Source organism: Flavobacterium sp. B167r (assembly GCF_056824315.1).
In genome coordinates this window covers 1,244,730-1,270,801 of sequence record NZ_CP124859.1, presented here as the reverse complement: position 1 = coordinate 1,270,801, position 26,072 = coordinate 1,244,730, and the positions used below count along the sequence as shown (strand labels likewise).

The following is a 26,072-nucleotide window of genomic DNA, read 5'->3' as shown; positions in this document are numbered from 1 at the left end:
GATAAACTCAACTAAAGTTCCACTTTTCAAATGAATGGTCTAAGTTTAAAACCTTTATTCGTAAATAAACGTTTTTTCCGTTTTCACAATTCCGTTTTCTTCTATTTGAGAACAAGAAATTGGGTAATTTAATTTGTTGTATTTGTATTTTCTACTCACCGCAACCAAAGCTGTTGATGATGGGCTGAAATTCATTTCATTGTTATATGAGATTGCTTCAAACTCAAATTCTTCTTCATGATAAGAAATCATCGGAACGATTACTTTGTAATTATCTCCAAAAAGACTTTGAACTATTAATTGATCAACCGATTTTTTATCATCATAAGTATATGTTTTAGAGATTTTATCTCCTACCAATCCTTTATGTCTCGACACATTATCGTTTACATAAACATATTCTAATTTTCCAATAATAGCCTTGTTTCTATCACGTGAAGTACGTCTTACAATAATTCCGTTTTCGACAAGATATTCAATATCGTCTACTAAATTCTGATGATTTGTACTCTTTTTAGTTGTTACTTTAACCCTTGCACCTTCATAGACAAACGACACCACTTTTGTAATATAGTTTGGTCCTTCTTGGTATTTTTTTACAAATTTAGCGATGTTATTATCAGCATCGTAGGTGTAGTTTATGACTTCTTTCCAATCACTTCCAACTTTGTCTTTTACTGTCATATCCAACAATCCGTTTTTGTTGTAATAGAAATGCTGTACAACATCTGAAGTAGTTATGGTTTGAAGTTTACCCTCTTTAAAAACTATTGTTTTGTTAACAATTTCTCCGTCTTTAGAGTTTTGGTAATTTGTCTTTACAATGTTAATCTGCTTTAGTTTAACGTTATCTTGACTGTGCATCAAGCAAGGAAACACCATCATTAAGATGGCAATAAAGTAGGTTTTCATATTTGTTTTTGTATTGATTTGGGACGGCCAAAATACAAAATTCAATTAGATTTTCACGTTTTGAAATACAAAAACTACAAACTTTTCAATAATACTCTAAAAATCAATAGATTATTTTCATTATTCTAAATTAGTTCTTACTTCTCCCCAAATATCTTTATGTCATCTACCATAAAAGCACCGTTTAACGTTTTATCCTTTCCAGATCCGATGTACTTAAACGCAATATTTATATTTCCAGAATAAGCAGAAAGATCGATTCCTCCAGAACTTATAAATTCACGCGAAGGTGTTGAAAGTGTAGGAACTTTTGCTTCCAATTTTATCCATCTTGCTTTGGTAATGCTTGACCCGTCAAAATTGGTTGAAATATAAACCTCTAAAGCATTTAAAGGCGAATCAACTTTCAAATCATGTTGCGCACTTCTAAACGAAAGAATAGTTTTTTTATAATCTGTGAGATCTATTTTAGGCGTAACCAGCCAAGCCACATTCTCAGCTGCAGCGGTACTTGTAGTATTAAATTCCGCATATCCATTTCCAGAATACACTGTACTTTCCCATAATTTCGAAGCTTTTTCTACAATATTGCTCCAGCCAGGAAGTACAAAATTCACATTATTTTTAACTGATTGAAAATCTTCTGAAAAAAACGGAGTATTTCTTTTCCCGTTCATCACAATGTCACTTTCATAACGAACCATAAATTGATAGTCTGAACCAAATTTAGTTAGTATTCCTCTCGCTTTCCCGCTTCCTTCTGGCACAAAATGATCTGCAAATTTTGCATAAGCGCTTGTTCTAAAAATGACCTGATTTCCTGTTTTATCTCTCAAATACCAATTGGTTGAACCTCCTACATTATTCGCTTCTTCAAAATAATGACGCCCCAGCGCTGCTTCCGTAAACTCGACATCATTTAGTTCAATCAAAGTATTTAGTTTAGTATCTGAAAGCGCTTCCTCCACAGAAAGTGATTTTACCAACTGATTCTCCCCTATGTTTGTACACGAACCGTTTAGTACATTTTTGTACTCGTTTTGAGAAATTCTTCCAATTGTCGGATCTCCTGCATTGCTCACATACAAGCTCCCAATTCTTAAACCGCCATAATACAAATCTGTAAACTGATTTTTAAGTTTTATGTATACTTTGTTTCCTACTCGATAATTAATATAGGTATTTGTAGCATCAACTGGAACACTAAAACCAATAGCTGGTACTTTTTCGGTTTCTTTTGTCTGCAATGAAATCGTTTTGAAAAAATTTCCTCCTTCATCGCTCGAAACTACATAAGCTTCTATAATATCATCGTACAAATATTGCTTAGCCGTTGTCCCCGTAAGCTCGTATACTTTTTCTACTGTTTCGTTTGCGATAAAATTTGTTTGTGTACAAGCTAATTCTGGATTTTCAACTTCTTTACTGCAGCTGAATATTAAGGATAAGGCAAAAAATAAAAATAGTTTTTTCATGGGAAATAAGTTTTCAGTTTATAAACCGATTGTAAGATTTAGAAAATAAGTTCGGCCGTAACCGTAATAATATCGTGGTCCAAAAGATGGTGTTCCGCTAGACACATCTTGATTTAAAGCCCTAAAATTGGCATTTCTTGCCTGTTCAAAACCGCCTGTTTTATATATTAAATCCAAAACATTATTAACGCTGGCGTAAAGCCCGATATATTTTTTATGAATACGCCAAGATTTACCTCCGCTAATATTCAGCAACGTTATAGCTTTAAATTTTTCTTGTTTTAATAATTCATTTCCTCTTTCGGCAGTTGCCTCAGAAAAAGGAAAGCCATTCACTGGATTGATATAAAATTGAGAAGTCCGAGAAATTGGCGAAACATCAATATAACTTTCTGCTAAATAATTTATGTTTCCTCCTATCCACCAAAACTTCGGATCACGATATTCTAATCCAAAAGAATATGCTTGCTGTGGAGTTCCTGGCTGTTTGTAATTCTTTAAAAAAGCTGATCCAAAATCAAAAGTGGTTTGGGCTCCATCTTTTGCTCTGTTAGCGTCATTTGTTATCATCACATTTGGATTGCTACTATATACATAATTTCCGAAAGCTGCAGATAAAGTTGTTTTTAGCGTTGATGAAATTTGATACTCAAAACTTAATTCTGCTCCAGTATTTTTCTTATTCAATTTTGTCAAAGTCTGACTGACAAATGCATCTGTGAGATCGTAGCCAGAGCCATTATCAAAAATTCCTTCGGCATAGAAATAAGAAGTTTTTGAAGTGTTTTTAATTGCAGAATAATACGCTGTTAAACGCAATTTGAGTTTTGAAGCATGGTACACATAATTAGCTTCAGCACTACTGATATTCTCGTTTTCAATCCCGCCAACAATACTATTATTTAATCGCGTATTCGAAAAAGTATTTCTAAGCGAAGGTGCTTTGGTAAAATGTGCCGCATTAAAAAACACCAATTGCTTTCCTGAAATTTTATACGTAAACCCGCCTTTGAAACCGAAATTTTCAAAATTCACTTTATCGCTTTTTCCTAAAGAAGTTGTCGGATAAAGTCCGTTTTGATATAAGCCCTCCCTTTGATAATCTGACATTGCATAAGACTGCGCCAAGAAGAATTCTATTTTGTTGTAGCTAAATTTAAATTGCGCGAAAACATCTAAAGTGCTTGCCAGTAAATTATAATTATATCCGTAAATATCTCCTTTCCCGACTTGACGGTTTGGATGCTGCAAATCTGATTGCGAAAGATTTCCTTTGTAAAACGGATCAATATCTTCAAAATATGCTCCGCCAAGAAGATCCAATAAATATTGAAAATTATGCGATTTTAATTTCTTAAAAGTCAATCCGCCATCAAAGGAAATATTTGGTGTAATCTGTGTATTTAAATTTGAATTTAAGGCAAAAGTCCTATCATCTGTTCGGTCTTCATAAAGTACATAGTGACTTTGTGCATGCTCATAACCATTGGCTCCAAGCTTCTGATTAGCAAAATACATTTCATCCCAATTTATCTGCGAATTTGTCAAAAAAGCAATTTTACTTTTTTCTGCATTTTCATAATCTGGAGTAAATGCACCCGAAAATTCACCTTGATCTTTCGCGTAAAGCGAAGTAAAATAACTTGGCATTTTTTTGTAATAAACTGGATCGGGACTATCGCCATTTTGATAATCAATTGTACTGTTTCCTACTTTACCAAACTGATACATTAATGCCGAATTCAGATTGGTTTTATTATCAATTTTAAAATAATGATTTAGCATAAACAGCGGCTCTTCTATATTTTTTACTCTGGCATTTCGTTTTTCACCATTCTGAAATCCCCAATACGAATTGTATTTTTCACCCATTAACTCAGTAACTTCGATGGTATTGGATGAATTTTTCCCATGTGAATTTGGTGTATAAAATCCTGTAAAATTGATTGAATGTTTCTTGCTTAATTTCTTTTCTACGCTAAGAAAAAAAGAATTGCCATTGAAATCTGTTCCTTCAAAATAACCTTCATCTGTCCAACGTTTTCCCGCTGAAACCACAAATGCCCATCCTGAAACATTCATTCCAGAAGCATAAGTTCCAATGGCACGCCATAAATAAGTAGTATTACTTCCAGAAAACGTAAGTGATGATCCTTTTCGATACAAAGAAGCACGAGTAAAAATCTGCTGTGTACCCAAAATACCTCCAAAAGTATAATTGGAAGCGGCTGTTCCTACTGAAAATTCCTGATTACGAAGCACATTGTTCAAACCTCCCCAATTGCCCCATTTTGGTCTGCCATCATAAATTTTATTCATCTCCATACCGTTGAGCATAACTGTTCCGTTTTCGCTGTCTAAACCGCGGACTCGAAATCTAGCTTGCCCCCAATTGAATGCCGATGCCTGCATAAAAGCATCTTTTGAAGATTGCAAAAGACCTGATGTCATTTCAGATGAACTGTTGTCTTCTGAAAAATCATTGTCTGACAACGTAATCAATGTGGCCGAAACCTCATCTGAATACGTATCTTCTAATTGTAAAATACCGAGATCTATATTTTGCCCTGAATTGGACTGAACTTTTAAAAGGAAATCTTTATAACCTTGACTCCTCAGCAAAAGAAGTTTCTCTTTTTGGGGAAATATATGAAGTTCAAATTTCCCTGTTTTTGACGTGAGTTGCATCACTGACGTATTTTGTATCGTCACCACTACATTTTCTAGCGGATTTTGCGTTCGTGCATCAATAACAATTCCTGTTACCGTAATTTCCTTCTGCGAAAAAGCAAAATTAAAAAACCATACAATAAAAAAGACTGCGTATTTTTTTTCCATTAAAAATCCAATTTACTTTGAAAATAATCTTAGGATTGAAATCCTTTATTCAAAAGATAAAATTGGTTTTTGGAAAAAGAGTTTTAAAAACTCAAGCTATTGCTGAATTCAAATGTAGACAAAATATTTAAAAAACAAATAAATTCTTACAAATTTATTTGTTTTTAATAAATGTTAAGCAAAATAGAGTTAATACTAAGCTCTAATTTTAGAAACCATAAAGGCAATTAGAACTCCAAAAATTCCGATAAAGGCAAAAGAAAACTGTAATCCAAAACTTTGCGCAATATGCCCAATTATTGGAGGCCCCATTAAGAAGCCTAAGAAACTAACGCTCGACACAATCGTTAAGGCTTCGCCCGCAGGAACTGTTGGGTTTTTACCTGCAATACTATAAACAGTAGGAACAATTGTTGCAACACCCAATCCTACAAACATAAATGCAATTGTACACGGAACTATGTAAGGAAGAAAAACAGCTGTAAAAAGTCCTGCTGAAATCATGACACCGCTAATCTGCATAACACGTTCGCGTCCAAATTTATTGATTAAGCCGTCGCCTAAAAATCTTCCGCTTGCCATCATGATCATAAAAGAAGTATAACCTAAAACTACCAATGGTCCTGGCGCTTTTACAATATCTTTAAAATAAACACCGCTCCAGTCGAACATTACCCCTTCGCTTGCCATACTGCAAAATCCGATTACTCCAAGCCATAGCAACGCTGTATCTGGTTTTACAAATAGTTTTTTACCTTCTTGTTTTGGCTTTATTTTTTCTTTGGCCCTAACCAAAAATTTAAAGTTAAATGCCACCATTAATAAAACAATTCCGGCTACAATAATAAAATGATGCAGCGGACTTAAGTCTAAAGCTAGCATTCCTAAACCTACAAGCGCACCAGTAAATCCGGCAAAACTCCACATTCCATGAAAAGACGACATGATTGTTTTTTTGAACAACACTTCGGTATAAACGCCTTGTGTGTTTACGGCAATATTGGCTAGGTTACCGAACACGCCAAACAAAAATAATCCTAATGATAATTGTAATGATGTTGTCGCCAAACCTAAATTGATTAAGCAAAAAACATACATAATTAAAGAGAAAATCAGAATGCGATGGCTGCCGAATTTGGTTACCATTTTCCCTGAAAAAGGCATAACGATTAGCTGTCCTACCGGAAGCGCAAAAAGTATAGAACCCAAATCGCCTTCTGTTAAATGCAAAGTGGTTTTAATATCTGGAATTCGGCTGGCCCACGTGGCAAAACTCAGACCCATTCCGAAATAAAACATTCCAACGGCAAAACGAATACGGTTTAAATATGAAGCTTTTGCTTCTCTAAATACTTTCTTGATTTTGGCTTTGGTTTGAAAAAGCGATAATGGATTAATGTTTATCAGCATACTGAGTTTGTATTGGAATGTGGTCAAAAATACTAAAAACGTGCGTTATAGTCCATAAAACCTAATGTTATGCACAATTTACAACGTTATTGTTTATAAATTCAAAGGTTTTCAGTTGAATTCATCTTATTAAAATTACAACATTTCGAGTTTAGTAGAATTATAATCTGCTTCATTTTTTTATTAAAGCAAAAAGGAGCATTCTCAATTTTTAAGAATACTCCTTTTACAAATATAATTTTTCTACCGACGAAACATTCCTACAGAATGGTTATGATATGCTAATCACTTTTTGCTGTGCATTGCTCGCAATCGCCGCTTCTATAATCTGCATTACTTTTACGCCTTCGTCTGCTGTAACTGGTTCTTTTTTGTTGTTTGCAATCGAATCGTAAACGCCATCAAAGAAACTGAAATAATTACCTTGAAGCGTTGGGATTTTTTCTCTCACAATTTTTCCGTCAATTTCGGTATGCAAAAGCCCTTTAAGGTTTTCATCTTCCGTTCCCCAAGAATCTAAATTTGGTTTCATGCCCAATTTCAAATCATCTTCTTGTACGTCTCCTCTCGGCTTTAAGAAAGAACCTTTTTTTCCTTGAATAGTATACGCTGGATTGGCTTCACGAACAAAAAAACTAGCTTTTAAACGTACTCTGAAATTAGAATAAAACAATGACAAATCGATCCAATCGTCTACAACAGAATTTTCTCTGGTTACTCGAATGTCTCCAAAAACTGCTTTTGGACAACCAAATAAACTTACTGCTTGATCAATAATATGAGGGCCTAAATCTTTTAAAACTCCTGCTCCATCATTGGCAGTTTCTTTATGCACTTTTGGACTTAATAGTGGATTGTAGCGATCAAAATGAAATTCAGCTTCGACTAAATCTCCTAAAACTCCGTCATCAATTACTTTTTTTATGGTTTTAAAATCGCTGTCCCATCTTCTATTTTGAAAAACAGCCAATTTTAAATCTTTTTCTTTGGCAATTTTAGCCAATTCCTTTGCTTCGGCAGCAGTTGTGGTAAAAGCTTTTTCTACCACAGCATGTTTTCCTGCCAAAAGCACTTTTTTAGTATATTCGTAATGCGTTCCAACTGGCGTATTTACAATTACCAGATCAACATCGTCGCTTAATAATTCGTCTAGCGAAGCGTAACTTTTTACGTATGGATAATCTTCCTGAATTAATTTTTTGCTTCTTTCCCAAGAACCCAATAATTCAAATCCTTCGTGAATATCTAAAAACGGAGCGTGAAAAACTTTTCCCGACATTCCGTATGATAATAATGCTGTTTTAATCTTTTGCATTGGTTTATTTTTTTTTGCCACGAATTCACGAATTATTTTAAAATTATAATTCGTGAATTCGTGGCTAATAAATTTAAAGTTTAGCTCTTTCGTATTGTTTTGGCCATTGAATATCGTCGTTTAATTCCTTAGCGAAATCTAAAGGCAAATTCGGATTTCTCAAAGATTCTCTTGCGAATAAAATTAAATCCGCTTGATTCAAATTTAAAATTTCTTCGGCTTGTTTTGCTTCAGTAATTAATCCGACTGCACCTGTTGCGATGTTGGCTTCTTGCTTTACTTTTTCTGCGAAAGGAACTTGATAACCTGGCCCTAATGTTATTTTTTGATGTGAAACCAATCCGCCTGACGAAACATCGATTAAATCTACTCCTTTTTCTTTTAATATTTTAGAAAGCTGAACAGATTCTTCTGGATTCCAACCATTTTCTGCCCAATCGGTTGCTGAAATTCGAACAATTAATGGCAAATCTGAAGGCCATTCTGATTGTACTGCTTCTACAATTTCTAGGGTAAAACGAATTCTATTTTCAAAACTTCCTCCGTATTCGTCTGATCTCACATTCGTTAAAGGCGATAAAAATTGGTGCAATAAATAACCGTGGGCAGCATGTATTTCTACAACTTGATATCCCGCTTCGACCACTCTTTTTGTAGCGGTTTTGAAATCGGAAATTACTTTTTGGATTCCGTTTTTGTCTAATGCTTCAGGAAGAAAAGGCTCTCCTTCATGATACGGAATCGCACTTGGCGCAACGGTTTGCCATCCGCCTTGAGCGAAATCTAATTTTTTATTTCCCAACCAAGGAGAAGAAACACTTGCTTTTCGACCAGCATGAGCCAATTGAACTCCAGGAATCGAATTCTGAGAAACAATAAAAGCATTGATTTGTTTTAGTTTTTCGATGTGCTCGTCTTTCCAAATTCCAAGATCGGAAGGAGAAATTCTAGCTTCTGGAGAAACGGCCGTTGCTTCCTGAATAATTAGTCCTGCGCCGCCTGTTGCGCGACTTCCTAAATGAACGAGATGCCAATCGTTTGCAAATCCGTCAATTGCAGAATACTGGCACATTGGCGAGATCGCTATTCTATTTTTTAAAGTGATTTTTTTTATGGTGAGCGGAGAAAATAATTTCGTTGCCATAGACATGTAACTTTTAATGATTTTTTACTACCAATTGAGTAAGGCAGTGTTCAAAAAGTAAAGTTACGGCATCTTGTTAAAAAGAGAAATCGAAATGTTTATTAATTAACAAACATTTAAAACCTTAAACACTATCTTGCACACTTAAATTAAAATAGAAAACGCTACTTTTGTGCGTTAAATACGAATTAAAAACAAAAAATGGATATAGTTATCAAACTCTCTCAATTTCTATTGAGTTTATCTTTACTTATTATTCTTCATGAATTAGGGCATTTTATCCCTGCTAAATTATTTAAAACCAGAGTCGAAAAATTTTACTTGTTTTTTGATGTTAAATATTCACTTTTCAAAAAGAAAATCGGAGAAACAGAATATGGTATCGGATGGCTGCCGCTTGGTGGTTATGTGAAAATTTCTGGAATGATTGATGAAAGTATGGACAAAGAGCAAATGGCTCTTCCTCCTCAACCTTGGGAATTTCGCAGTAAACCAGCTTGGCAACGTTTAATTATCATGCTTGGCGGTGTTACGGTAAACTTTATTCTAGCTTTTATTATCTATATCGGTATGGCATTTGCTTACGGAGATACTTATATTGCTAATACTGACTTAAAAGATGGTGTTGCAATTGAAAATCCTGCTATGCTTAAAGCTGGTTTCAAAACGGGTGACAAAATTATTTCTATTGATGGAAAAGCTGTAGAAAATTTTGATAGTGACATGAACATGAATGTGATCATGGCAAAACACGTTTTGATTGAAAGAAACGGACAGCAGCAAACGATTACAATGCCAACAGATTTTGTTGATCAGCTTTCTAAAACAGAAAAAGGAATGCTTATCGATATCCGCAGACCTTTTGCAATTGGAAAAGTTACAGAAGAGTCTCTTAACCAAAACTTAAAAGCAAAAGATTTGATTCTTTCTCTTAATGGACAAAAAGTTAAATATTTTGACGAAGCAAAAGCAATTTTAGCTGCTAATAAAGGAAAAGAAATTTCTGCAGTTGTTTTACGCGACTTAAAAGAAACAACTCTTAATGTGAAAGTTTCTAAAGAAGGAACTTTGGGAGTCTTTGCTGGTGGTTTAGACATGAAATCATTAGAAAAACTAGGATACTATAAAATAAGCACAAAAGAATACGGTTTCTTCGAATCTATTCCGATTGGACTTGAAAAAGGAAAAGATCAATTAGTAGGTTACGGAAAACAATTGAAAATGATTTTTAATCCAGAAACTAAAGCTTACAAACAAGTAGGTGGTTTTGCTGCGATTTACAACATTTTTCCAAGTTCTTGGAGTTGGGAAGTATTTTGGTCAATCACAGCTTTATTGTCGATTATGCTTGGAGTTATGAATTTATTGCCAATTCCTGCTCTTGATGGCGGACATGTGATGTTTTTATTGTACGAAATAATTAGTGGCAAAAAACCAAGCGATAAATTCCTAGAGAATGCGCAAATGGTTGGTTTTGTTTTACTTATTTCACTACTACTGTTTGCTAATGGTAACGACATTTACAAGGCGATTGTCGGCAAGTAAAAAAAAGTAAAAAAAAGAGTGAAAATGTTTTTGAGAAACTAAAAATAGTTTTATATTTGCACTCGCTAAAAAGAGCAACAACTTCCTCCTTAGCTCAGTTGGTTAGAGCATCTGACTGTTAATCAGAGGGTCCTTGGTTCGAGCCCAAGAGGGGGAGCAACTTTTTTTAGCAAACATATTTACCTTTAAGGTGATTCCTCCTTAGCTCAGTTGGTTAGAGCATCTGACTGTTAATCAGAGGGTCCTTGGTTCGAGCCCAAGAGGGGGAGCTTAAAAAAAAGACGATCAAATTGATCGTCTTTTTTTTTTTTGCTCAAATCCCAACTCTAAAAATTCCAATATTCAAGGACGTTTTTTTAACAGCAAAGCTCGCAAAGTTTGTCATTTCGACCGATAGGGAGATATCACAAATAAATTACCTTAAAAACTTTGAGCCTTTGCCCCTTTGAACCTTTGAAAAACCTATTTCATTGTCAAAGTTTCGCTCTTAAACCTTTTCATTAGAGCATTTGCTTTCTCATTTTCATTGATTGCTTTTAAAGACTGGGCGTATCTGTAATAATATATGACTTCCAAATCTTTGGCTTCTTCAAATAATTGTGCGTAATAACCAACTGCTACGCTTAGATTTCCTTCAAAATAAAACCGATCAGCTACTTTTTTAAGCATGTCAACAGATTTATAACCTTTGTCTACCACTTTTGTGTATGTGTCGACCATATTAACGGTTACGTATTTTGAAGTTGTTGGAGCAGGAACTGTAATTTCTACTTTAACAGGTTCTACAATAGCAGACGAACTTGAAACAGTTGTTTTTGCCTCTATTGTGTTTGGAGCTACTTTAGGTTTTCTTTTTACGTAATTAGGAATTACAGTTCTAGTATTATTAGGTCCAAGGTCGTAAGTGTCGACCATGTCCAATTTTGAAACTTGGTAGGTAATAATTCTACCTCCAAAAAGCTTATTAATTCTCTCTTCTACATAATAAGATTGGATTACCAAATCATCATTAGAAAGACTATCCGTCAATAGTGTCGTTTTTCCCGCTTCCGGAGAAGCAGAGGTATTGTTTGCGCGCTGGGCAAAACAACCGAGAGAAAACACAAACGCAAGTGTACCGATAAGTGCTTCATACTTTTTCATGATTTTTGAATAAAATTAATGCTCCAATTAAAAAACTCACATAAAGTTACTCATTTTCTTTCCCTTAACTTTTATTCTCCTGTCAACGACCTAGAAAACCGATAAAGTACTGATTTTTTGTGGGTTTATAAATTTGAACGTAGGTTTATATTAAGATTGTTTTTACTCTTCATTTAATTGTTTATGAACTAATAATTATTTCCTGAAAATTTTCAAAAGATTTTCATCTGTTTTATTTCTCTAAGTAATTCGTTTTATACATTCTGTCTTACTTTGCAATTAAAATCGATGACAAATTTATAAGATTATTCCTTAATTTTATATCTGAACGGCAAAAATTTAAAAAATTTAACTTTTAATTTCTTTGCTTTTCAAATGATTTCCAATTTATTAACTTTTATAATTTAGAAAATGATTACGATAGATAAAAAAAGCGCCGTAATCTTTGGATTACGGCGCTTTTAAGTTTCTTTAAAACTCTATGGTAATTAAACCCCTAACTTCTTAGCAATTTCAGCAGGAATTCCTCCTTTGTTTACTAGCAATGCAGTAGTTTTATATTTTACGAAGTTCTTAGTTACAAATAAGAAACCTTTGTAGTCGTTTGTTTCTCCCCAAGAATTTTTTACGATATAATATTCTTTTCCCGTTTGATCTTTTGCTAAACCAATAATGTGCATTCCGTGGTCGTCTGTTGTTGTGTAGTTATCAAACGCTGCTTGACGCATTTCTGGAGTAATTTCTGGTTCTGCTTTTGGCCCGTTAAACATGTCTGCTTTTTCTTCCGCAGTCATATCGTCAAATTTTTTAGACGTTACGTAAGCTACTCCGTTTTTCCAACTAAAGCTTTTCTCGCTCACATCTGTTGCCCAAGCTACAGTGTATCCTTTTTTCAAAGCGTTGTCGATAACATCTGTCATATCGTTCACTTTTACATTGTAAACTTGATCCAATGACCAGTTGTCTGGCACCATCATAGTTGTTTTTTGATAGTATGGAGCATTTGTGAAAGATGACATTTCTACATACTCATCTGGGTTAATTCCTACTACTTCTTTAGCAAAAGTTTGTGGTGTATAGTTTTTTCCTTTGTAAGTAAAGTTATCTGGCACTTTTCCTAAGTAAGAATCAATAACAGCTGCGTAAGCTTTTTGCCAGTTTGGAGTTAATTCACCATTCGGGTTTTTCACCACTGCTGCCAAAACTCCTTCAATAAGAGCGCCCATTTCAGCAAATTTGTTTTTGTCTGTTCCGTAGTTTAATCCTGTATAAACTTCTCTCGGTACAGTTCCGTATTTTTTATACATATTAATTACATCGTGCAAAGCTCCTCCGTCTCCAAGAGTAATGGCTCCGTGCATACGAACATAGTTTACTCCTTTTTCAACATATACGTTTCTGGCAGAATAAATTTGAGATAACTCAACCGGCTGTTTTCCTAAACGAATCATTTCTGACTCTAAGAATGAATTTGTTGAGTAACTCCAACAAGTTCCTGATGATCCTTGAGATTTTACTGATGTTGTTCCTAGGTTAATTACTTCTGTAAATTTGAAGTTCTCTTTACTTTTGTCGCTAGCGTTTAGTTTAAGTGAATTTACTAAAATGTCTTGCGCAAAACAGCCTGCAGTTCCAACGAAAAATACTGAAGCAGCAAACACTGATTTGAATGAAAATGTATTCATAATTTATGTTTAAGATTTAACAAAATTAGTCTTCAATGTTTCTAATTTGTTACAAAACAATTAATTTTTTTGTAATTTATTGCTTTCTAGCGGTTAATTTTTTCATAATCTTTCTTTTGAGATGTAAAAGATTACAAAATATGCAAAAGTGAATGTGTATTTTGAATCCTATTCAGATTATATTTTTAGCTCGCAAATAAAATAGTATTTTGGTTGTCTATAAACGCCACGCAAGAATTTGGAAATGTACGAACTGGAAAAAGAAAAATATCTGGGTAATACCAAAAATATCTTCCATACAGATGGTCTTGCAGTCGTAGAAACCGAATATCAAAATAAGGTTTACGAAGGCTGGCATTCGCATAATAATGCGCACATCACTCTTTTTCTAAACGGAGGAACAACCGAAAAACGTAAAAACTTTAGCGAAACAGTTGGTCCAGGTTCGTTACTTTTTTATCATAGTGATGAGTTGCATTTGAACCAAAACACGCTTTTTCCTTCCAGAAATATCAATATCGAAATTGAAGAAAATCTGCTGAAAGAGCTTGAAATGAATGAAGCTGTTTTAGAAAAATCCGTGCAGAATAGCGTTTTTACCAAGTTTTTAATTCTAAAGATTTTTAAAGAAACACAATCTTCTGATTCTTTTTCTAATGACAATATTCGAATGTTATTTTCGCAACTTTCCAATTCTACAGATCATTTAGAACGATTTGATAAAAGTCCGTTTTGGGTTAAAAGTCTAAATGAACTACTGAATGACTGTTGGAACGAAAACCCAAACTTGAACGATTTGGCGCAAGTTTTACATTTAAATCCGATTACGATTTCTAAACATTTTCCGAAATATTTTGGCTGTACTTTGGGCGAATATATGCGCAGAATTAAAATTAACCGTTCGCTTTCGCTAATACAATCCAGTCCAGAAAACCTAACAGAAATAGCACTTCACTGTGGATTTTCAGATCAAAGCCATTTTATAAGAACTTTTAAAAGTCAGACGGGATTTCTGCCAAAACAATTTCAAAAATTATAGGCGAGGCAAATTTCATTCTATTTTTTGGTTTAAGGGCACTCTACATTTGCTTCAAATTAATACTTAAACCAAATTCAAATGGAAACCCTTACCTTCAAACAAAAAATATCAAATTCATCCATAATTAAGGCTGTTTTGGCTTTACTTATCTTTATGGCAGTTGTTGTAATTGGACAGCAGATTGCTTCAAAATTATTGTCACTGACTCCGCTTGACAAAAATTTCAGAAACCTGCTAAAAGGACTTTTTGTTTCTTCTGCCTGCATTTTAAGCTACATTCTTTTCTTTCAAAAATTTGAAAAAAGAAGTATTACGGAATTCGCTGCAAAAGGATTTCTAAAAAATGTTGCTATCGGAACTCTAATTGGTTTTACGTTACAAGCGTTAACAATTTTAGTAATTTACCTTAACGGAAGTTACAGTGTGGTTGCTATAAACCCAATTTCATTTATTCTGATTCCGTTTGCTATCATGTTTACCGTGGCAATTATTGAAGAAATATTAGTTCGTGGTATTATCTTTAGAATCATCGAAGAAAAACTAGGAAGCTACATTGCACTTCTTATTTCTGGTCTTTTATTTGGAATTTTACATCTTGCTAATGCGCACAGTACCATTCTTTCTAGCTTATGTATCACAATGGCAGGATTTTTATTTGGTGCTGCTTTTATTTACAGCCGAAATTTATGGCTTCCAATCGCTTTGCACTTTGCTTGGAATTTTACTCAATCTGGAATTTTTGGAGCAATTACCTCTGGAAACGAAAAAACAACTGGCTTATTAGAAGCAAAAATACAAGGTCCAGAATTTATTACAGGTGGCGAATTTGGTCCAGAAGGCAGTATCCAGGCGACTGTAATTTGTTTAATAGCAACTGTTATTCTGTTGGTTTTAAATGCCAGACAAAATAAAATAATAAAACCTTATTGGAAGAAATAAAGGTTCAAAATATTCAACTTTGTCAAAGTGTAGAACTTTGACAAAGTTCTAACTCAACTGAGACTGAAAACTGCGACTGAGACTAAAAAAAACTGTTGCTAAAAAATCATCGCATCCAATTGCTTCCAAAAACAATATAATACGCCCACTCTTCTGGCCCTTTAGCAACGTCTACACCCATTCTAAGTTTAAATTTTCTAGCTAAGAGGTATCTAAAACCAGTTCCGTAGCTGTAAACAACAGGTTTGGCAAAAGCTTTGTCCCAGTCGTCAAAAGCACTTGCGAGACCTCCAAATCCCATGACACTCCATCGTCTGTAGACATCCCATCTTAGTTCGGCTTCAGAAACTATACTGGTATTTCCCATGTATCTTGCTGCCGGAATACCTCGCAAATTGATTCCTGGTTTTAAATAAAAAGGCGGACTCCCCAACGCCTGCTCCCCTTCAATCCTTAGTCCGCCAATTAAGGTTTTCGCCAACGGATAATATCCTATTGCCGATAAATTTATTCGCCAAGCTTGGTAATCGCTTCCAAGTGCCTTATCTGACCAGAAAAAATCGGATTGAATTCGTATTCCTTTATCTGGCGTAAATATATTATCACGCCCGTCAAACTGCAGCGCAGCTCCCAACTGACTTATGGTACTTTTAATATCTTTTGGATCTACAAATGGTGGCGGAAGATTAAAATCGGGCAGGTTTATTTTCGAATTTAAAAATAAATATTGCGGTCCTGCACTCCATTTTGCATTTTTAAATTGCTTGAGCCACTGAGTATAAAATATAGTCGATTTAAAATTAAGCTTAAATTCCTGATCTGACTGATTGGGCAGATTGTTGGCATAAAATGATAAATTCATGTCGCCATAAGCAGCAAAACCACGATATAAGATTTTAGATTTTACCAATGTTGCCGAACGGAAAGCCCCTGCCATCCAGCTTTTATTTGCGGTATACATTCCTAAACCTCCCGTAATATCTGGATTTACAAGACGTGTAGTTCCGTCTTCTTCAATAACAGGCGGACGTTTTTTTAGAAAAACAGGAGCAACAGCACCTCCAAATCCACCAACTGCAGGTTCTGTAATAATGGTTGGCACTACAATGAACCCATTGGCGTAAATTAGAAAATCACTTAAATCAAAAGCTCCGTCTAGAGAATCTTTTAAAACTGTATGGTGTTTCTGTGCGCTTAAAAAATTAAATGATAAGATAATCCAAAATAAAAACAAGATGTTTTTTTGTGTCGGTTTTTTGTTTTTCATATAAGATTTTTATCGTTTATACTTAAAATCTCACCTCATCTCCAAAAAATAGAAATACTGATATAAAATTATTTATAGCAGAAAGAATTTTACTTAAAATAATACGCTCCTGAACGATCAGAATTTATTCTAATCGTTTTAAAATATTCTGAAGGAGATTTTCCTGTGTGTTTTATAAACGCTCTGAAACAAGTAGTTCGAGATTTAAAACCAGAACCCCAAGCCATGCCTTCTAATGATAGATCTTTCCATTCGGGATCGTTTATTTTATCTTTAAAATATTCAATCCTTTTAAGATTCACGTAATCCTGAAAATGAAGACTAAATTCAGAGTTAATTAAATTAGATAAATGGTGTACTGATATTCCTGTTTCTTCAGCTAAATCTCTGATTACGAAATCTTTTTTTAAGAATAGATTTTTAGAGTTTAACTCGTAATCCAGTTTTAAAAGATATTCTTCTCTTTTTTCAAGAGTCAGTTCGTTTGCAATTGGAAGGGTATTCTTTGTTTCTTTTGTTTTTACCACAGTATTTTCGACAACAAAATCGAATGTTTCTTCTTCATCATGAAAGATTTGCGGTTTGAAATAAAGCCAACCCACCGTAAAAAACAATACGGAAGAAATGAGGACATAACAAGAAAGATCTGTTGCGTCTACTCTTCGCAATAAAAAATGATGTACAAAAAGTGCCGAAAACAAGAACAAAATCATGAGATTATATACTCTAATCCAGTTAATTACTTTATTATGATGAAATTGGTTTCCTGTAAATTTTTTCAGATCATAGTTTAAAATCAACATGGTTTGAAAAAAGACATAGAAAAGCCAAATCGTCAATGTTAAAACAGAAAATGGATTCTTGATTAATGCTTCGATATAATCAACTGCTTTTATATTAGTGTAACTTCCAACGTAAACAACCAGAGTTAAAAAGAAATAAATAACAAATGGCACAAAATGCAGCCAATCGTATTTTCTGAAACTTTTATTTAATGATAAAATATTTCTAACATACAAAAATGAGCATGGAGCTGTTAAAAATATAAATGCTTTTGTAATGGTAAATAGATCTGGAAAATTTTTAAATAAATTGGCAGACAGATAAAAATTGTAGATACTTACCAACGCAAGACTCAATAAAAACATTCCCAAAAAGAAACTCTTCGAATAGTTTTTTCTGGAAAATAAAACCATAATTGAAGTTGCCAGGCCTGCAATTGTGGCTATGAAAAAGAAAAGAGAGAGCAAAATATCGATCATTTTTTTAAGTTTAATTAGTGTATGGTTTTCTTAAAATCTTAAAAATAGAATGCGAGAAATGGCGTGTAGATACAAAGCATTGTACTTGCCTTAGATTGGCAAGTACAAAAACTCTATTTTATAAAGTTATTTTTTAACTGCTCCTGGAGGGAAACCAGCTAATATTTTTTTGATAGCATCATTAATAAATTGTTCCGGATTATCTGGCTTACTGTCAATTTCAGCATTTCCAATTCCTTGCCAAAGCAATTTGTCTGTTTTTGTAGACACGATATCTATAACCAACGAGCCGTCAACATAATCGTAAGTATTGAATGTTGTGCTACCGCCACCCATCATGGCTCCACCGCCCCAATATCCGTACGGACGGTACATTCCGCCATAGCCATAAAAATTAGTATCGGCTGTCACTTGAGTTTTATTTTTTAAAATAGAAACTGCATTTACTTTTAAATCTGGAGTGCTAGATTCTATAAATCCTTTTGCTAGCATTTCGTTTCTGATTGCTTTTGCAACACGATCAACATTAAGCTGATTCACTTGACCTTGCTGCGCTTTTAAATCGTATACTGCAAAAGTTTTGTATTCACTGAAATTAGCAGCATGATCATAATCGGTTGTAACTTTTACAGTTGGAGAGCAGCTGTAAAAAAGACCCAAAAATAAAATTGGGATTATACGAAGACTTGTTCTTTTAATATTCATGTTGTGGTATTTATTAAATTAATAATTAAATCAGTTTAACTCGAATGTATTAAAATCATAAAAATCTTGAATGAAAGGGGCGTAACATATCAATAATCGTTTCACACAACACAAACCACTATTATACAATTACTTAGATAACTATCAAAGATAAATCATTTTATTTAATTAACAGTATTAAACAAATAAAATCTTACTTTATTTTCCCTCTCCTTTTTTAATCTAAAATTGACTAGATTTTTTTAAATCTATTTACCCCTTTATAATTATAAAGCTTTTCTGCTGATCTTTTGAAAATGTCTTTATAAAGCTCATTAAATTATTCTCAGCCTTTTTCGAAAAAGAAATTAAATTTCAGCCGAAATAGGAAGTTTTCCATGTTTTATTGCTTCTAACATTTTATTGTAATCCGATTCATTTTGAGCAGCGTATAAAATAGAAAACTCAACAATTGCATCGGCAAACTCGTCTGTATCTCCAATATAACCCGAAATTATCGAAGGATCTCCCGAACGCGCGTGAGCCCTTGCAAGCGCCCAACCGCAGGCTTTGGCATAATCCGCCATATTTTTGGGTTTCATAACTTCTAAAACTGGTTTTATTTTGGCATCTCTAAGCTGACGAATGTAGAAGAACTTATTTCTGCTGTCATTTGTCCAGCCCAAAAACATATCAGAAGCAGACTGCATTAGCTTTTGCCCCATAACAATGCGCTCGCCCTGATGGGTGTATTTTCCTTTGCTTTTTACATTTTCTTCGAGTACACTTTTTCTGGCTTCTTTAAATTGTAAAAAAATAGGTTCGCCAGTAGCAGACATTAGCAAACTAATTCCGCAAAGCGTTCCAACGCTTCCTACGCCTACTACTTTCATGGCCACATCGTGCATCATATATCTGCTTAACAAAACCTGTTTGTCTTCTGAAAGAGATTCGACATATCTTTTATGAATGATTTCGCCTTCTATAGCAATTTGTTTTTCCAGCTCTCCGCTAGGATGAAATATCAGTGGCGGATCATCTTTTATGCGTGCTCTGGCTCCGTCAAAATAAGTCATCTTTGCAAAATCCTTTTCGTGAGCAGTATACTCCGATGCTTTTTTTATTCTCTTCTGATCAAATTCTTTGAGTTCTTTATCATGACCTAAATCAATCAATTCTGCAAAATCAATATCGGCATACCAAATCTGAAGAGCCGATAATTTGCTGTACTCTATCATATGCCTTTTGTAACTATCGGCAATTTGCCATGCAAATTCTCTACAACTTTTTTTAGAGAATTTTCGCCATTGTCCCGCAATAATAAAACTGGCAGCTAACCTTTTTATGTCCCATTCCCAAGGCCCTGGAAATGTTTCGTCAAAATCATTAATATCAAAAACCAATTTACGTTCTGGAGTTGCAAAACCACAATTCATTAAATGACAATCTCCACAAAGCTGAAGATTTATTCCCGACACCGAAGTATGAGCCAAATCTGCAGCCATAATAGCGGCGGCTCCTCGATAAAATGAAAACGGCGATTCCATCATTCTTCTATATCGAATTGGCAATAGACTTTCAACTCTTCCTATACTCGTCTGAATCAAAATGTCTACAGGATCTTTTCGATTTTTAAAAGAATTCCATTCCTGGTGTTTTGCCAAAGGAGTTTTGTTTCTGATAGAAGCTCCTCTTTCATAACGTTCTGCCTTTGATATCAATGGGTCAAATATATTTTTATCTATATGTTTCGCTTTTTCAGTCATCTTTGCTCATGCTTAATTATTCAGGAAATACAAAAGCAATTACAGCTCTTAATCCCCAATCGGGTTTTATATTTTGATGGCCAACAATCGGAATAAGTGGTTGGACTGAAAACTGAACCACTTGTTTTCCGAATTTTGTAATTCCACCCATCGTAGGATTTAGAGAAATTAATGTTGTATTGCCTTCCCAATTTTGAGTAATTTCAGCATTCATACCCCAAGATGCTCCACTTTTATAACTATGAGAAAGAAATATCTGAGTATAGAACTGATTAAAATCTGAGCGATCATTTGCTCCAGCAACTGACCAAATCTGATTGGCAATAAACCCAACTGAAAGCCCTTTTCCTTGATGCATCATCAAAACACTAGGCCCAATTCCAAATTTTTCTGTCCCTAATAATTTATCTGTAGCTGTCGGCACTAAAAATGCAGGTCCAACTCCATATATTATTTTTTCACTTTTTGGAGCAAAAAATGCCGTCACTGTAGCGTCACTTAAACCAAACTCGTGGGTATTTAATCCTGTAATATTTCTTTGGTCAACAACCGGAAGAATCCATCGGCTTATTAAGTTTAAGTTGTCGCTCAATTTAAACGGAATAACAGGTTGTACATTGATGGTATACTTCACACCATTGTACGGCCCGATTCCGTAATTCAAATTATTCTGAAGCGGCACACTTATTAAACTCGCTACCGGATTTGCCAATTTATCTGCAAGTTCCTGAGGACTACTTCCTGATTTCTGCTCTTCTTCCTGAGCATAAGCCGTAAGACTTAAAATGAAAGAGACAGTGTATAACAATGATCGGATGACTTTATAAAACCCCATAGAATTGCTCTTTTCAAAATTTATAAATGCTGTTTTTTAAAATCAAAATGAAACAGCCAACCAATAAACTGTTTCACTTCAATTCTAACTAACTCAATCTAATTATCGGAAAAAACTTTTTTCCAGTCTTTTTGCATATCAACAACATGCCATTTGTTTTTAGCAGCAGCGTTTAATGATGCATTATCTTTTTCTTGATAGCTATACTCTCTTATAGAATCATTATGGTTTACAAGTAATTGAAAGGACGGATACTTATTGCCTTGCGAATAGGTAAGCATCGCAATATCTCCCGCTCCACCCTCATTTCCGCAAGCAAAAACAGGTCGCTGCCCAATATGCAACTGAATACTGACAGGCTTTCCTTCTTTATCATTAAAATGATCTAAAGCAGCTTCTCTCTGAACTACATTTTTAGCTCCATCATATTTATATTTGAAAGAAGTACCCACAACCTGATCTTTCGGAATTCCGTAAAAATCCTGAGATATTCCTCTCACAACTTCTATTGTTCCTCCGGTTACAATAAAGGTTTTGAATCCGTTGGCTCGGAGGTAATTCAGCAGTTCCAATTGCGGCTGATAGCGTATTTGCTTTACTGGAACATTTTTGCCTGGATATTTTGCATTTTTATAAAAATCTGCAACCGAAGCTTCAAATTCATCTTCTGTCATTCCAGTATGCGTTGCCGCAACGAGTTCTATAAGCGCTTTATCGCCTCCCTTTTCAAAGAAAGTTTTATCTTTTTCTACAACTGCTTTAAAAGGCTGTTTTTTTGCCAATTCAGGATTGGCTTCGACCATTTTTTGCACTTTATAAAAAGCAAAAAGTTCTTGTACATAAGGTTTTTCGGCCCATAAAGTTCCATCATTATCAAAAGTTGCAATTCTATCTTGCTCTGGAATAAAGTCTGGACTTCCTTCTTTGGTCACTTTTTCGACATAAGCAATAATATCGCTTTTTAAAGCTCCGTCATTCCAGCTCGGCAAAGGATCGCCGCCTTCAGTAGTTTCTGTTTTTTTACTTTCTGTTGTTGGGGAAGTTACCGTCTCAGATTTTTTACAGGAAAAGAAAAACAAAACTACTAGAGACAAAATGTATATATTTTTTCTCATGATGTTCTTGCTTTAATAAAGAGATTCAGACTCTTGAATCTGAATCCCTTTTAGTTTGATTTATTTTTTCTTTTTTGAAGCTGTCTCTTCTTCTTTCATTTTAGGTAAAATGTTTTTCTCAACATACTGTTGCGTTTTAATACCTTGAATAGTCTGTTGAAGTATCACTGTTGGATTAAAACTTGGCGGGAATGAACGTGGTGGATATTCTTTGAATGTTTCTGCAAAAACGAATACATCATTCATTGCACCATAAACAGATCCTACATGATTAATTAACCAATCCCAATAAGTGTTTGAAGTAAAATCAGCTCGCTCATATGGATCTTGATACAAATTAAATATCTTTTGCAAACGAAGTTCTGTAAAAGGCTCTGCCCAAACCCCCATTGTTCCAGCTAAACGCTGCTCTGCAAATACATATTTATAATCTCCCACTCGCATACCTACAAGCAAGCCATCATCATCAGAATAAAAGAATTTATCTCTTACGCTTTTTCCACCTTCTAATAATTTGGTTTGATCAAATCCGTCTAAATGCACTTTGTAGTTTTTGCCGTTTGCGCTGTATCCTTTTAAAAGTTTATTTACGATATCTGGTTCTCCTGCAATAGAAGCAAAAGTTGGAATCCAGTCGTTGTGACTCATTAATTCATTTGTAACTGTTCCTGGTTTGATGTGACCTGGCCATCTTACAATACAAGGTACACGGAAAGCTCCTTCCCAGTTTGTATTTTTCTCAGAACGGAAAGATGTCATTGCTCCATCAGGCCATGTGTTCATGTGGGGACCATTATCTGTAGAATATATTACGATAGTATTATCAGCAATTCCTAAATCATCAAGCGCTTTTATAATGCTTCCGATAGTTTCATCGTGTTCGATCATACCATCAATATATTCGCTGTCTCCGTGCGTATACTTTCCTCTATGCTCTTTTCTTACGTGCGTGCGAAGGTGCATACGTGTAGCATTAAACCAGCAGAAAAATGGTTTTCCAGAGCCGCTTTGTCTTTTTATGAAATCAATTGCAGCGGCAGAAGTTTCATCGTCAACAGTTTCCATTCTTTTTTTAGTAAGCGCTCCAGTATCTTCTATTTTTTGTTTTCCAACTCTTCCAAAACGAGAATCTGTTGTTGCATCATCAACATTTGTTGCAGTACATTTTAAGACTCCTCTTGGTCCAAATTTTTTCAGATATTCTGGATCTTTAGGATAATCTGGCAATTCTGGTTCTTCTTCAGCATTTAAGTGATATAGATTTCCAAAAAATTCATCAAAACCATTTACTGTTGGCAAACTTTCGTTTCTATCTCCTACGTGGTTTTTTCCAAATTGTCCTGTTACATAACCAAGACTTTTCATGATACCTCCAACTGATGGGTCTAATTGGCTCATTCCCATTGGTGCCCCAGGGAAACCTACTTTAGTAAGTCCAGTACGAATACCGTGCTGTCCTGTTAAAAATGCTGCTCGTCCAGCGGTACAGCTTTGTTCTCCATAATAATGTAGAAATCTTATTCCTTCATTTGCTAAACGATCAATATTGGGTGTAGTATACCCCATAAGTCCGTCACTATAAGCGCTAATATTAGTAATTCCAATATCATCTCCCCAAAGCACCAAGATGTTTGGTTTTTTGTTTTGTGCCGTAACAGAAACACCAGATAAAAACAATACTGCCAATACCTGTATGGCATTTATAAATCCGCATTTTAATTTGATTTGTTTCATGATAAAAAAATTCGTTAATAATTCTTATTATATGGGTTTGAAAATCCAAAAAAACAAATGGGAAAATTATAAGTTTCAAAAAATGCCTCAATTGAGGTTTCAACTTTTTGATTTGTTTCAAATTCATTTTATTTGAAACAAAATATTTTTAACTTCTTCTTAAGTGTCTCAAAATTAACCAATAAATAAGCGAAGAATTACATTTATAAGGCAGGAGCTTGTTTCATTTTATAATATGAAACAACATAATTTGAAATTTGCACCAAATTGTTTCATATTATAAAATGAAACAAGCCAAAACATCAAAAATCAATCAAAAGAGTAAAAGAAGTAAATGATGGGTTGAATTCCCTTGTAACGTGGATATTTTTCAAGTTGTTTGAATTTTTACCTGAAATTTAGAAAATTGAACAAGGAAACATCTCTGAAAAAATAAAATATCGGATTATGAAAGTAGATTGATTTTTGAAAAAAAATCATAAAAAAAGCCGCTTATATAAGCGGCTTTTTTAAGTATTTCGAAAGTAAAGTTACTCGATTTCAGAAACTCTCATCGTGTTAACCATTCCTTTATCTTTAATTGGCATTGCAGCAAGGTTGATTAAATAATCTCCTTTTGTTGCATATCCTTTATCAACTGCAATTTTGTTTACGTCAGTTACAGTATCATCAGTACTTTCTTCATTATCATAATAGAAAGATTTAACTCCCCATAATAAATTCAATTGTGTTAAGATTCTTCTGTTTGAAGTAAATACTAAAATATGCGCCGAAGATGGTCTCCAAGCTGAAATTTGGAAAGCTGTATAACCACTATTTGTTAAAGTACAAATTGCTTTAGCTTCAATTTCATTTGCCAATAATGCCGCTTGGTGACAAACTGTTTTAGTAACAAAACGTTTTGTTTTAATTTGTGGCGTATTTTGAGGAACATGAATTAGCGGAGAATCTTCAACAGCCTCACAAATTTGTGTCATTCTCTGAATAACTTGTACTGGATAGTTTCCTGTTGCAGTTTCTCCAGATAACATTACAGCATCTGCACCATCCATTACAGAGTTTGCAACGTCGTTTACTTCTGCTCTTGTTGGAGTTAAACTTGTAATCATTGTTTCCATCATTTGAGTAGCAACGATAACCGGAATTCTAGCTGTTTTAGCTCTTCTAATCAAATCTTTTTGTACCAATGGAACTTCGTGAGCAGGAAGCTCAACACCAAGATCTCCACGAGCAACCATTAAACCATCACAATATGCTACAATTTTATCCATGTTCTCAAGAGCTTCTGGCATTTCAATTTTAGCAATAATTGGAATTTTAACTTCTGAATGCTTCGCAATTAATTCTTGCAAATCTTGCAAATCGCGAGGTGTTTTCACAAATGAAAGTGCGATCCAGTCTACTTTTTGCTCAATTGCAAAAATAGCATCAGCAATATCTTTTTCTGTTAAAGCTGGCAAAGAAATTTTTGTATTTGGAAGATTAACCCCTTTTTTAGATTTTAATTCTCCACCTTGAATAACTCTGGCAACAACCTCTGTTTTTTTATCTGTAGAAACAATTTCGAAAATAAGTTTACCGTCGTCAAGCAAAATGCGCTCTCCAACATTTACATCATTTGGGAAATTTTGATATTTCATGAATGCTTTTTTAGCATTTCCGACAATATCTTCTGCTGTTGTAAAAGTGATTTCGTCTCCATCATGTACAACAGTTCCTTCTTCCATTACACCAACTCTAAGTTTTGGCCCTTGCAAATCTCCTAAGATTGCAGTTGTGTAACCAAACTCTTCGTTTAATCCTCTAATGATATCGATTTTCTCTTTTACTCCTTCGTAATCTGCATGCGAAAAATTGATTCTAAACACATTAACCCCTGCATCGATCATATCTTTAATGATCTCTCTTGTACTACAAGCGGGCCCAAGTGTAGCAACAATTTTGGTTTTCTTGTTTGTTAACAT

19 protein-coding genes and 2 tRNA genes are annotated in these 26,072 nt (G+C 34.3%); 5 read left to right on the top strand and 16 right to left on the bottom strand.

Annotated features, from left to right (window positions below; genetic code table 11):
* Positions 1 to 54: 54 nt before the first annotated feature.
* The 6 genes from QLQ96_RS05805 to QLQ96_RS05780 all read right to left on the bottom strand — a co-directional run bounded on the left by QLQ96_RS05805 (position 55) and on the right by QLQ96_RS05780 (position 9,094).
* Positions 55 to 912: a hypothetical protein gene (locus QLQ96_RS05805; RefSeq protein ID WP_482495447.1), complete on the bottom strand. Its 858-nt coding sequence runs from the start codon at positions 910 to 912 to the stop codon at positions 55 to 57.
* A gap of 137 nt (positions 913 to 1,049) precedes the next feature.
* Entirely contained in the window at positions 1,050 to 2,387 is a 1,338-nt protein-coding gene (locus QLQ96_RS05800; RefSeq protein ID WP_482495445.1) for a DUF5689 domain-containing protein, read from the bottom strand.
* A gap of 18 nt (positions 2,388 to 2,405) precedes the next feature.
* Positions 2,406 to 5,225 (bottom strand): carboxypeptidase-like regulatory domain-containing protein, encoded by a 2,820-nt coding sequence (locus QLQ96_RS05795; RefSeq protein WP_482495443.1) that lies wholly within the window; start codon positions 5,223 to 5,225, stop codon positions 2,406 to 2,408.
* Between the two features lie 195 nt (positions 5,226 to 5,420).
* Entirely contained in the window at positions 5,421 to 6,635 is a 1,215-nt protein-coding gene (locus tag QLQ96_RS05790) for an MFS transporter (protein WP_482495441.1), read from the bottom strand.
* 271 nt (positions 6,636 to 6,906) lie between these two features.
* Positions 6,907 to 7,950, bottom strand: a complete 1,044-nt coding sequence (locus QLQ96_RS05785; RefSeq protein WP_482495439.1) for a Gfo/Idh/MocA family oxidoreductase — start codon at positions 7,948 to 7,950, stop codon at positions 6,907 to 6,909.
* Positions 7,951 to 8,023: 73 nt separating this feature from the next.
* Complete coding sequence (locus QLQ96_RS05780) at positions 8,024 to 9,094, bottom strand: NADH:flavin oxidoreductase/NADH oxidase (RefSeq protein ID WP_482495438.1); 1,071 nt, start codon at positions 9,092 to 9,094, stop codon at positions 8,024 to 8,026.
* A gap of 201 nt (positions 9,095 to 9,295) precedes the next feature.
* On the opposite strand from QLQ96_RS05780, the gene rseP reads away from it, so the two are divergent.
* The 3 genes from rseP (at position 9,296) to QLQ96_RS05765 (ending at position 10,908) form a co-directional block, all read left to right on the top strand.
* Positions 9,296 to 10,639 carry an RIP metalloprotease RseP gene (rseP, locus tag QLQ96_RS05775; protein WP_482495436.1) on the top strand — a complete coding sequence of 448 codons (1,344 nt, stop codon included), beginning with the start codon at positions 9,296 to 9,298 and terminating at the stop codon, positions 10,637 to 10,639.
* An 83-nt stretch (positions 10,640 to 10,722) separates the two neighbouring features.
* Positions 10,723 to 10,796: transfer RNA gene (locus tag QLQ96_RS05770), tRNA-Asn, on the top strand.
* Between the two features lie 38 nt (positions 10,797 to 10,834).
* Positions 10,835 to 10,908: transfer RNA gene (locus tag QLQ96_RS05765), tRNA-Asn, on the top strand.
* A 193-nt stretch (positions 10,909 to 11,101) separates the two neighbouring features.
* On the opposite strand, the gene QLQ96_RS05760 is transcribed toward QLQ96_RS05765, so the two are convergent.
* Positions 11,102 to 11,782, bottom strand: coding sequence for a hypothetical protein (locus QLQ96_RS05760; RefSeq protein ID WP_482495434.1), 681 nt, complete (start codon positions 11,780 to 11,782; stop codon positions 11,102 to 11,104).
* 488 nt (positions 11,783 to 12,270) lie between these two features.
* A complete protein-coding gene (locus tag QLQ96_RS05755; protein ID WP_482495432.1) occupies positions 12,271 to 13,467 on the bottom strand; it encodes a C1 family peptidase in 1,197 nt (398 codons plus the stop codon).
* Between the two features lie 244 nt (positions 13,468 to 13,711).
* Between QLQ96_RS05755 and QLQ96_RS05750 the strand changes: the two genes are divergently transcribed.
* The gene (locus QLQ96_RS05750) at positions 13,712 to 14,506 is read left to right on the top strand and encodes an AraC family transcriptional regulator (RefSeq protein WP_482495430.1); all 795 of its coding nucleotides are present in this window, start codon (positions 13,712 to 13,714) and stop codon (positions 14,504 to 14,506) included.
* Between the two features lie 78 nt (positions 14,507 to 14,584).
* Complete coding sequence (locus QLQ96_RS05745; RefSeq protein ID WP_482495428.1) at positions 14,585 to 15,445, top strand: CPBP family intramembrane glutamic endopeptidase; 861 nt, start codon at positions 14,585 to 14,587, stop codon at positions 15,443 to 15,445.
* 106 nt (positions 15,446 to 15,551) lie between these two features.
* On the opposite strand, the gene QLQ96_RS05740 is transcribed toward QLQ96_RS05745, so the two are convergent.
* The 8 genes from QLQ96_RS05740 to pyk form a co-directional block, all read right to left on the bottom strand.
* Positions 15,552 to 16,712 (bottom strand): BamA/TamA family outer membrane protein, encoded by a 1,161-nt coding sequence (locus QLQ96_RS05740; protein WP_482495426.1) that lies wholly within the window; start codon positions 16,710 to 16,712, stop codon positions 15,552 to 15,554.
* 89 nt (positions 16,713 to 16,801) lie between these two features.
* Positions 16,802 to 17,974: a helix-turn-helix domain-containing protein gene (locus tag QLQ96_RS05735; RefSeq protein ID WP_482495424.1), complete on the bottom strand. Its 1,173-nt coding sequence runs from the start codon at positions 17,972 to 17,974 to the stop codon at positions 16,802 to 16,804.
* A gap of 126 nt (positions 17,975 to 18,100) precedes the next feature.
* On the bottom strand, positions 18,101 to 18,679 hold the full coding sequence (locus QLQ96_RS05730) for a DUF4136 domain-containing protein (RefSeq protein WP_482495423.1): 579 nt from the start codon (positions 18,677 to 18,679) through the stop codon (positions 18,101 to 18,103).
* A gap of 347 nt (positions 18,680 to 19,026) precedes the next feature.
* Positions 19,027 to 20,424, bottom strand: a complete 1,398-nt coding sequence (locus tag QLQ96_RS05725; protein WP_482495421.1) for a DUF2252 domain-containing protein — start codon at positions 20,422 to 20,424, stop codon at positions 19,027 to 19,029.
* A 16-nt stretch (positions 20,425 to 20,440) separates the two neighbouring features.
* A complete protein-coding gene (locus tag QLQ96_RS05720) occupies positions 20,441 to 21,259 on the bottom strand; it encodes a hypothetical protein (RefSeq protein WP_482495419.1) in 819 nt (272 codons plus the stop codon).
* 98 nt (positions 21,260 to 21,357) lie between these two features.
* The gene (locus QLQ96_RS05715; RefSeq protein WP_482495417.1) at positions 21,358 to 22,374 is read right to left on the bottom strand and encodes an HAD family hydrolase; all 1,017 of its coding nucleotides are present in this window, start codon (positions 22,372 to 22,374) and stop codon (positions 21,358 to 21,360) included.
* 60 nt (positions 22,375 to 22,434) lie between these two features.
* Positions 22,435 to 24,108 carry an arylsulfatase gene (locus QLQ96_RS05710; RefSeq protein ID WP_482495415.1) on the bottom strand — a complete coding sequence of 558 codons (1,674 nt, stop codon included), beginning with the start codon at positions 24,106 to 24,108 and terminating at the stop codon, positions 22,435 to 22,437.
* Positions 24,109 to 24,638: 530 nt separating this feature from the next.
* On the bottom strand, positions 24,639 to 26,072 hold the full coding sequence (gene pyk, locus QLQ96_RS05705) for a pyruvate kinase (protein WP_482495414.1): 1,434 nt from the start codon (positions 26,070 to 26,072) through the stop codon (positions 24,639 to 24,641).

What these genes read in the sequence shown, in the direction of transcription:
- QLQ96_RS05760 (WP_482495434.1), bottom strand. Translation starts at nt 11,782, where the DNA reads ATGAAAAAGTATGAAGCACTTATCGGTACACTTGCGTTTGTGTTTTCT.
- QLQ96_RS05755 (WP_482495432.1), bottom strand. Translation starts at nt 13,467, where the DNA reads ATGAATACATTTTCATTCAAATCAGTGTTTGCTGCTTCAGTATTTTTC.
- QLQ96_RS05715 (WP_482495417.1), bottom strand. Translation starts at nt 22,374, where the DNA reads ATGAGAAAAAATATATACATTTTGTCTCTAGTAGTTTTGTTTTTCTTT.
- QLQ96_RS05720 (WP_482495419.1), bottom strand. Translation starts at nt 21,259, where the DNA reads ATGGGGTTTTATAAAGTCATCCGATCATTGTTATACACTGTCTCTTTC.
- QLQ96_RS05750 (WP_482495430.1), top strand. Translation starts at nt 13,712, where the DNA reads ATGTACGAACTGGAAAAAGAAAAATATCTGGGTAATACCAAAAATATC.
- QLQ96_RS05805 (WP_482495447.1), bottom strand. Translation starts at nt 912, where the DNA reads ATGAAAACCTACTTTATTGCCATCTTAATGATGGTGTTTCCTTGCTTG.
- rseP (WP_482495436.1), top strand. Translation starts at nt 9,296, where the DNA reads ATGGATATAGTTATCAAACTCTCTCAATTTCTATTGAGTTTATCTTTA.
- QLQ96_RS05735 (WP_482495424.1), bottom strand. Translation starts at nt 17,974, where the DNA reads ATGATCGATATTTTGCTCTCTCTTTTCTTTTTCATAGCCACAATTGCA.
- QLQ96_RS05800 (WP_482495445.1), bottom strand. Translation starts at nt 2,387, where the DNA reads ATGAAAAAACTATTTTTATTTTTTGCCTTATCCTTAATATTCAGCTGC.
- QLQ96_RS05795 (WP_482495443.1), bottom strand. Translation starts at nt 5,225, where the DNA reads ATGGAAAAAAAATACGCAGTCTTTTTTATTGTATGGTTTTTTAATTTT.
- QLQ96_RS05785 (WP_482495439.1), bottom strand. Translation starts at nt 7,950, where the DNA reads ATGCAAAAGATTAAAACAGCATTATTATCATACGGAATGTCGGGAAAA.
- QLQ96_RS05730 (WP_482495423.1), bottom strand. Translation starts at nt 18,679, where the DNA reads ATGAATATTAAAAGAACAAGTCTTCGTATAATCCCAATTTTATTTTTG.
- QLQ96_RS05725 (WP_482495421.1), bottom strand. Translation starts at nt 20,424, where the DNA reads ATGACTGAAAAAGCGAAACATATAGATAAAAATATATTTGACCCATTG.
- QLQ96_RS05745 (WP_482495428.1), top strand. Translation starts at nt 14,585, where the DNA reads ATGGAAACCCTTACCTTCAAACAAAAAATATCAAATTCATCCATAATT.
- pyk (WP_482495414.1), bottom strand. Translation starts at nt 26,072, where the DNA reads ATGTTAACAAACAAGAAAACCAAAATTGTTGCTACACTTGGGCCCGCT.
- QLQ96_RS05790 (WP_482495441.1), bottom strand. Translation starts at nt 6,635, where the DNA reads ATGCTGATAAACATTAATCCATTATCGCTTTTTCAAACCAAAGCCAAA.
- QLQ96_RS05740 (WP_482495426.1), bottom strand. Translation starts at nt 16,712, where the DNA reads ATGAAAAACAAAAAACCGACACAAAAAAACATCTTGTTTTTATTTTGG.
- QLQ96_RS05780 (WP_482495438.1), bottom strand. Translation starts at nt 9,094, where the DNA reads ATGGCAACGAAATTATTTTCTCCGCTCACCATAAAAAAAATCACTTTA.
- QLQ96_RS05710 (WP_482495415.1), bottom strand. Translation starts at nt 24,108, where the DNA reads ATGAAACAAATCAAATTAAAATGCGGATTTATAAATGCCATACAGGTA.